The sequence below is a fragment of the Oscillibacter sp. genome (assembly GCF_031978065.1).
Lineage (GTDB): Bacteria > Bacillota > Clostridia > Oscillospirales > Oscillospiraceae > Oscillibacter.
On the sequence record NZ_DALZCH010000144.1, the window covers coordinates 1 to 6720 of the forward strand.

Sequence of the window (6720 nt, forward strand, 5' to 3'; positions counted from 1 at the left end):
CACCTCCTCTCGTACTCCAGTATATACCCGGAAAGAAAAAAGAGTGCGGAAGAAAGTTTCAAAGCGGGGAACTTTTTACGCGAAAAAGGAAAAATAAAAAAGTGCGGATACCGTAAATGAGGTATCCGCACTTGTCCTATTTCTTCTGCTCCGCCCATTCCTTAAGGGGCTTCAACTCCTCGTAAAGCCGGAGATAGCTGTCGTGGCGGCTCTTTTGAAGCTTTCCGTCCATAAGGGCCTCCAGCACCGCGCAGCCTTTTTCCTTCGTATGGCTGCACCCCACAAACCGACAACCCTCCACATACGGCAAAAAGTCCGGAAAAGTCTCCGGAAGGCGGTGTTTCAGCTCCAAATCCAGTTCTTCGGAATCAAAGGATGCAAAGCCCGGGGAATCCACCACCTCTGCGCCGCAGGACAGGTGAAAAAGCTCTACGTGACGGGTGGTGTGCCGTCCGCGGCCGAGGGCCACGCTGATTTCTCCCACCTTCAGCCCAAACTCCGGGTCCAGCGCATTTAAGATACTGGACTTTCCCACGCCGGAATTCCCCGTAAAGGCGGATAACTTTCCAGCTATTAACGGCTTCAGCTCCTCCAGACCCTCCCCTGTTTCCGCGCTGACGCGGACCGTGGAAAAGCCCGCGGCGTGGTAAATCTCATACAAACCATCGGCACTGTTCAAATCGCACTTGTTCAGCACCACCACTACGCCGCAGTCCTTTAGCGCCGCGATGGCGGAGAGCCGATCGATGAGATAAGGGTCGGTTTTGGGAAGGGCCACCGAGGCAATGATCACAATCTGGTCCACATTTGCCACAGAAGGGCGGCGAAAGGTATTCTTTCGGGGCTTTATGGCCTCTACATAGCCTTCGCCGCCGCCAAGCTCCCGGATTTCCACCCGGTCCCCCACCAAGGGAGAAACGCCCTCTTTGCGAAATTTTCCTCTGGCGCGGCAGCAAAATATTTCACCGTCGCACTCCACGTAGTAAAACCCGCTGAGGGCCTTTTGAATTCGGCCCTCACGCATCAAAGCTTACCGTGCGTGTTTCAAACAGCGTTCCGTCGTAATACACCTGCACCGTGCCAGTGCCGGTGCCATACAAGTCCACGGTAGTGGTTCCGTCGCTGCAATTCACATTGCCGTCAAACTGTGACTGTCCATCCAGCAGCACCACCATATGAACGGTTTCCCGCCCATCCTGCGGCAGCGAGAAGGTCGCTGGCTGGAGAATCAAATTTTCCGAGGGGGGATTCGTACCCGCAGGACCCTTGCTGACGGAGAGGATAATTTTGTCACCCTTGTTGGCCTTCGTGTTTCCGGCGGGGTCCTGCGCCACCACCATACCGACGGCCTCGTTGCTCTCCACATCTTTTACCTCTACCTCAAGCCCCAGACTTCTGGCCAGCTCCTTAGCCTTGTCAACGGGAAGTGCGGTCAAGGGAAGCACATCCACCGGGATTTTCTCCGGTCCCGTGCTGACATACAGTATTACGGTGTCGCCCTTTTTAAGGATAGCCCCCGCCTCCGGATCCGTGCGAATGATGGCGTCCGCCATCACGTCGTCACTGCTCTCCTCTATTGGTTGAATATCCAGCTTCAAATCGGCGATGAGTGTTTTCATATCCACCTTTGCAACCTGAATGTTTTTTCCGATCAAGTCGTCCGGCATCGTGTCGGTTCTCGCCCCTGCGCTGACGGTGACATCAATGACAAGGTTGGTCTTTTTCGGCATGTTCTCCGACGGATCCTGCTTGAGGATCACATCCACGGGCGCATCGTCGTAAACCCTGCTCACCACATTAATTGTAAAAATTCCATCAACCTCGGGAAGCGCATTGGCCTCGTCCACCGTCAGTCCAAGCACATTGGGAACAAGATATTTGTCCCCTGGTTCCATAGATCCGAACACGGCCCGGGCCACGAAAAACACCGCCACCAGCGCCACAACCACCACACCAACAATCATCGCCGTGCGTTTTTGAGGGGACAGCTCTCCTTCGGACTTTCGGGGCGGGTCCCGGTCGTAATCCGAGTTATACTTCCGGTCGCGGCCCCGCCCGTATTCCCGTCCGGTTTCCCGCTCACGGGAAAGCTCCCGGGCGGCATGGTGCTGCGCGGCGGCAGCCACCACGGCTCCGGTGCGCAGCGGGCGGGTTGGCTCGTCAGGCTCCTCCGGGCGAAGGTCCTTGGGATCAATGTCCAAATCCACGCCGGGATTTTTACGGAAGGCATCCAGATCCAGAATCATGGCCTCGGCGGAGTCATACCGCCGGTCCCGGTCCGGGGCCATGGCCTTCATGCAGATCAGCTCCAGCGGCTCGGGGATCCCAGCGTCAATCTCCCGGGGCGCCAGGGGAATGGAACTGAGATGCTGAATGGCCACCGACACGGCGGAATCACCCTCAAAAGGCAGGCGGCAGGTGAGCATCTCATAAAGCACCACACCGGAGGAATAAATGTCGGAGCGTGCGTCGGTCCGGTCGCCCCGGGCCTGCTCCGGAGAGATATAGTGGACGGAGCCAAGGGCCTCCTGCGTCAGGGTCTGGGCAGAGTTTTCAAGGCAGGCAATGCCGAAATCAGCCACCTTCACGCTGCCGTCCCGCAGAACCATGATGTTCTGGGGCTTGATGTCCCGGTGGACAATCCCCCGGCTGTGGGCGTGGGATAGGCCGCGCATAATCTGGGTGATAAAGTGCAAAGACTCCCGCCAGTCCAGCTTTTCCCGCTTCTCCATGTACTGCTTGAGCGTAATGCCGTCAATTAGCTCCATGACGATGTATTCCACCTCCGCGCTTTGGGACACGTCATACACCGAAACGATATTGGGATGAGACAGCATGGCAACAGCCTTGGACTCCGCGTGGAACCGACGGCGAAACTCCTCATCCTGCGCCAAATCGCTCTTGAGAATCTTCACGGCCACCAGCCGGTTCAGGCGGTGGCATTTGGCTTTATATACCACGGCCATGCCGCCGGTCCCAATCCGCTCCAGAATTTCGTAGCGGCTGTCCAGCATTTTTCCGATATAAGAATCCACCATGTCACACACCCCCCTTTCCGTCTGTTTCGCGCATCAGCACGGCGGTTACATTGTCCTTTGCGCCGCGCTCCTTAGAGAGATCCAAAAGCCTTGCAAGGCAGTCCTCTCCCGGCTTGGCGCGGTTCACCTCGTCCAGCATTTCCTGATCCGACACGGTGTCTACCAGCCCATCACTGCACAGCAGAATAATTTCCCCCGGCTCCATGGGGCATATGTAGCCGTCGCACTCGATCAGCTCATCCGGCCCCAGCGCCCGGGTAATCAGATTGCGGTTTGGATGGCGGCGAGCCTCCTCGGCGGTAATGTCCCCCCGCTCCACCATGCTCTCCACCAGCGAGTGGTCCCTCGTAATCCGCTGGATGCACTCTTTTGTAATATGATACGCGCGGCTGTCGCCCACGTTGCTCACCACAGCGCCGCCGCCATAGCCCACGGCGGCCACCAGCGTAGTTCCCATGTTCTGAAATTCTTCGCTCTGCCGCGCCGCTTCCCAGACTGCCTTGTTTGCAAGAGACACCGCAAAGGATGACGCCTCCCGGAGCTGCCCCGGCGTCATCTCCGGGCGCAGAACGCGCCGCACCTCCCGCATATAGGTATCTACCGCGATATGGCTTGCCAGACGGCCGCCGGCGGTGCCGCCCATGCCGTCGCATACCACGCAGACGGTGTGTCCGCTGTCCGTGCGCTCCCGCACGGCAAAAGCGTCCTGATTGTCTTTACGGACCAGACCCACATCCGTAATGCCCCAAACCTGCATGTCGGTCACACTCCTTTCCTCTCTTCCATGGCCTTCCGACGGAGCTGACCGCAGGAAGCGTCGATATCCCCGCCCAAGCTCCGCCGCACCGTAGCGGTCACGCCATGGGACTCCAGCCGCTTTTGAAACGCCGCCGTCCGTTTAGAAGGCTTGAACGGGCTTTCTACCACGTCGTTCAGCGGAATGAGATTCACATGCCCCGGCATCCCTCTCAGCTTTTGGGCAATGAGGTCCGCCTGCCAGTCACCATCGTTCACGCCGTCGATCATGGCGTACTCAAAGGAAATGCGCCGCCCTGTTTTTTGAAAGTAACGATGGCAGGCGGCAAACAGCTCCTCCACCGGATAGGCCCGGTTCACCGGCATGATTTTAGCGCGGGTTTCCCCATCCGGCGCGTGGAGAGAGACGGACAGCGTAAGCTGAAGGCTCAGCTCGGCAAGGCGCTCGATGCCGGGGATAATGCCGCAAGTAGACAGGGAAATATGCCGCATGCCGATGTTCAGCCCCTCCGGGCAGTTCACCAGTTCCAAAAACCGCAGCACGTTGTCCAGATTGTCCAGCGGCTCCCCAATTCCCATCAAAACAATATTGGAAACCGGCAGACCGGCGTCCTTCTGGGTAAAAATCACCTGATCCAGTAGCTCCCCCGGCGTCAGGTTTCTGACCTTTCCCGCCACAGTGGATGCGCAGAACGCGCAGCCCATCAAACAGCCCACCTGGGAGGAGATGCAGACAGTATTCCCGTGGTGATAGCGCATAAAAACCGATTCGATGCAGTTTCCGTCGCTTAGCTCCCAAAGGTATTTCACGGTGCCGTCCAGCTTGGAAACCTGCTTGCGCACGGCCACAGGCGGCGTGAGAATACATGTACGCTCCAGCTTTTCCCGGAGAGACTTTGGCAGGTTCGTCATCTCATCAAAGGAAGTCACGCCCCCATGGAGCCAGGAGAACACCTGCTTTCCGCGAAAAGCAGGCTCCCCCATGTCCTTCAGGGTACGGGTCATTTCCTCCGGCGTCTGGGATTTCAAGTCAATCATTGTGGGATTTCCCCTTCAGCGCGCCGCAGGCGGCAGATGTAGAATCCATCGGTCCCATGGCGATGGGGCCAGAGGGTCAGCTCCCCCATCTGCTCCCCGAGAGGCAGGGGCAGCGTAAAGCTTTCCCGGGAAAATTCCGGTTGGGCGGAGAGAAATCCGTCCACAATATGGCCGTTTTCCTCCGGAAGCACAGTACAAGTGGAGTAGATCAGCGTACCGCCGGGCTTCACATATCGCGCCGCGTTTTCTAAAAGCGCGGACTGAGCTACGGTAAGTGTAAACAGATCGTCGGGGGATTTATACCGAACGTCCGGTTTTTTGCGAATAATACCAAGGCCGGAGCAGGGCGCGTCCACCAGCACCACATCGGCGCTGTCTGCCCACTCGGGGCGGAAAACCGTCCCATTGGCGGCAACGACCTCGATAGATGTAAGTCCCAGCCGCGCGGCGCCCTCTTGAATGCGGACCAGCTTTTTTTCGTGGAGGTCGCAGGATAAAATCTCTCCTCCGTCCCCCATCAGCACCGCCGCACCGAAGGACTTTCCGCCCGGAGCGGCGCACATGTCGATGACCCGCTGTCCCTTTTTGGGAGCGGCAACCAAGCCCACCAGCTTTGCTGCGGGGTCCTGCACGAAAAACTCGCCCTGTCCAAATGCCTCCAGCGCCGTCAGATCGCCGGAGGAAGACAGCTCTAGACAATCCGGAACCCACGCATGCGGAGTGACTCCTAGTCCCGCTGCCGTGAGCTTTGAGGCTAGCTCCTCCGGGGTGGTTTTCAGCGTGTTGACCTGCACCGTCAGGGGCGCAACACCGTTGTCGGCAGCAAGGAAAGCCTCCGCTTCCTCCCGGCCCAGCAGCGCCAAAAGCCGCTTTACCAGCCACTTGGGGTGGCTGTACTTGATGGAAAGATACTGCGCCTCGTCCCTGTCGGGAATGGCTGGAAGCGTGTCCCTGTTCAAAGATAGCTTCCGCAAAACGGCGTTCACCAGCCCAGAGGCCGCACCCCGTTTGTTTTTCTTCGCCAGCTCCACGGCTTCGTTTACCGCCGCCCGGTCCGGCACTTTGTCCAAAAACAAAATCTGATACGCACCCAGACGCAAAATGTCCGTAAGCGGTATCTGTAAATGGCTCACCTTCTGGGAGCAGTAGGCCCTCAGATAAAAATCCAGTAGGGCACGGTTTTGCAAAACGCCGTAGACCATGCGTGTGGCCAACGCGGCCTCCGCGCCGGTCAGGCCGTCTCTTCGGAGCTGGGCTTTCAAAGAAGCGTCTGCCCATGCGGCATTGGACGAGACGGCGCTCAGCACTCGCAGTGCGGTATCCCGGTCTCTCATCTGCGGTCTCCCCGTCGGTTGCCGCCCCGGGCCGCAAAAATGACCACGAACCGCATAAGCTGCAGAAGGCTGGTCAAAAGCGCCGCCACATACGTCAGCGCAGCCGCCCGAAGAACCTTTTTTGCGCCCCCAATCTCCTCCTCCGCCAGCAAACCCTCATTCTCAATGGTTTCGATGGCTCGGGCGGAGGCGTTAAACTCCACCGGCAGGGTAACAAGCTGAAAGAATGTGGTGATTCCGAACAAAATGATGCCCGCCAAAAATAAGGACTGGCTGTACATCAGCATTCCGATCAGCAGCAGGATAAAGGAGAAGCGAGAGCCAAAGCTGGTTGCGGGAATGATAAGGTTGCGAAGCCGGACGGGGGCGTACCCCACGGCGTACTGCACCGCGTGCCCCGCCTCGTGGCAGGCCACGCCCACCGCCGCCACCGTGGCCGCGCCGTACACGTCCTCGGAAAGATAGATTGCGTTGGACCGAGGGTCATAGTGATCGGTAAGCCGTCCATGGGTGGGATGAATTGTCACACCGGTGACCCCGTGGGCCCGCAGCAC

At 58.3% G+C, this 6720-nt stretch carries 6 protein-coding genes; all 6 read right to left on the minus strand.

Translation table 11 applies throughout. The annotated features are described in order from the left end of the window. Positions 1–136: 136 nt before the first annotated feature. The gene (gene rsgA, locus RTK01_RS15285) at positions 137–1024 is read right to left on the minus strand and encodes a ribosome small subunit-dependent GTPase A (protein ID WP_312281799.1); all 888 of its coding nucleotides are present in this window, start codon (positions 1022–1024) and stop codon (positions 137–139) included. Further along, complete coding sequence (pknB, locus tag RTK01_RS15290; protein WP_312281800.1) at positions 1017–3038, minus strand: Stk1 family PASTA domain-containing Ser/Thr kinase; 2022 nt, start codon at positions 3036–3038, stop codon at positions 1017–1019. The genes rsgA and pknB overlap by 8 nt, the downstream gene beginning before the upstream one ends. Before the next feature lies 1 nt (position 3039). Beyond that, on the minus strand, positions 3040–3795 hold the full coding sequence (locus tag RTK01_RS15295; RefSeq protein ID WP_312281804.1) for a Stp1/IreP family PP2C-type Ser/Thr phosphatase: 756 nt from the start codon (positions 3793–3795) through the stop codon (positions 3040–3042). 5 nt (positions 3796–3800) lie between these two features. Beyond that, a complete protein-coding gene (gene rlmN, locus RTK01_RS15300) occupies positions 3801–4832 on the minus strand; it encodes a 23S rRNA (adenine(2503)-C(2))-methyltransferase RlmN (RefSeq protein ID WP_312281801.1) in 1032 nt (343 codons plus the stop codon). Continuing rightward, positions 4829–6166: a 16S rRNA (cytosine(967)-C(5))-methyltransferase RsmB gene (rsmB, locus tag RTK01_RS15305; RefSeq protein WP_312281802.1), complete on the minus strand. Its 1338-nt coding sequence runs from the start codon at positions 6164–6166 to the stop codon at positions 4829–4831. Before rsmB ends, rlmN begins: the two co-directional genes overlap by 4 nt. Further along, the coding region (locus RTK01_RS15310; RefSeq protein ID WP_312281803.1) for a zinc metallopeptidase at positions 6163–6720 on the minus strand (558 nt) is incomplete at its 5' end. The genes RTK01_RS15310 and rsmB, both read right to left, overlap by 4 nt.

What these genes read in the sequence shown, in the direction of transcription:
- pknB (WP_312281800.1), bottom strand. Translation starts at nt 3,038, where the DNA reads ATGGTGGATTCTTATATCGGAAAAATGCTGGACAGCCGCTACGAAATT.
- rlmN (WP_312281801.1), bottom strand. Translation starts at nt 4,832, where the DNA reads ATGATTGACTTGAAATCCCAGACGCCGGAGGAAATGACCCGTACCCTG.
- RTK01_RS15295 (WP_312281804.1), bottom strand. Translation starts at nt 3,795, where the DNA reads ATGCAGGTTTGGGGCATTACGGATGTGGGTCTGGTCCGTAAAGACAAT.
- rsgA (WP_312281799.1), bottom strand. Translation starts at nt 1,024, where the DNA reads ATGCGTGAGGGCCGAATTCAAAAGGCCCTCAGCGGGTTTTACTACGTG.
- rsmB (WP_312281802.1), bottom strand. Translation starts at nt 6,166, where the DNA reads ATGAGAGACCGGGATACCGCACTGCGAGTGCTGAGCGCCGTCTCGTCC.